General features: G+C 34.3%; 1 protein-coding gene. It reads right to left on the reverse strand.

Annotated features, from left to right (window positions below):
- On the reverse strand, positions 1-673 hold a 673-nt coding region (locus tag DX873_RS18730), incomplete at both ends, for a nucleoside-diphosphate sugar epimerase/dehydratase (RefSeq protein ID WP_417935346.1).

Raw genomic sequence — 673 nt, forward strand, 5'->3', positions numbered from 1 at the left:
GTCCAATAAATCCTCAATTTGTACTTGTTTTATCTGGGAAACTTTCAATTCTCCATTGATCCAATCTTCTATTGGAGGAACAATTTTAACCTTCACAGGAAGGTCCACAATTTCATTTACCAGCGTTCTCAGCTTTTTTGGAGGAATAGTTTGTATTGAAAAAATTACCTCTGAAATATTACCAAAACGAACAAAATCTTCTGTGAGAATCGATTTATCATAAACCCTAACACCATTGATGTGTTTACCAACTTTTTGAAGGTTATTGTCAACAAAACCAACCACTTTCACTTTCATTTTAGAATGATTGGTTAAGGTGTTATAGGTGATTATGCCCAACTCACCTGCGCCATAAACAACGATGTTTTTTGTGGGCGTTTCATTGCTGTTGATTAAACTTTCATAGCTAATTTTAAAAATGTATCTAGCCGAAGAAAGCGTCATAAATGTGAGTAGACTATTAATTATTATAATAGAAAGAGGAATTGTGAAATCTTCAACAATATCTGTGTATCGATTGAACAAGATGAGGATAATTATACTAATACTGGCCAAACATACTGCATTGAAAATAGCGTAGACATCCTTTATCCCTGTATGCCGAACAACTCCCTTGTAACTTCCAGATATCAAAAATGCACCCAAAAACAACAAAATCACTACCGGAAGCTGC

This window comes from Flagellimonas nanhaiensis (assembly GCF_003382275.1).
GTDB lineage: Bacteria > Bacteroidota > Bacteroidia > Flavobacteriales > Flavobacteriaceae > Flagellimonas > Flagellimonas nanhaiensis.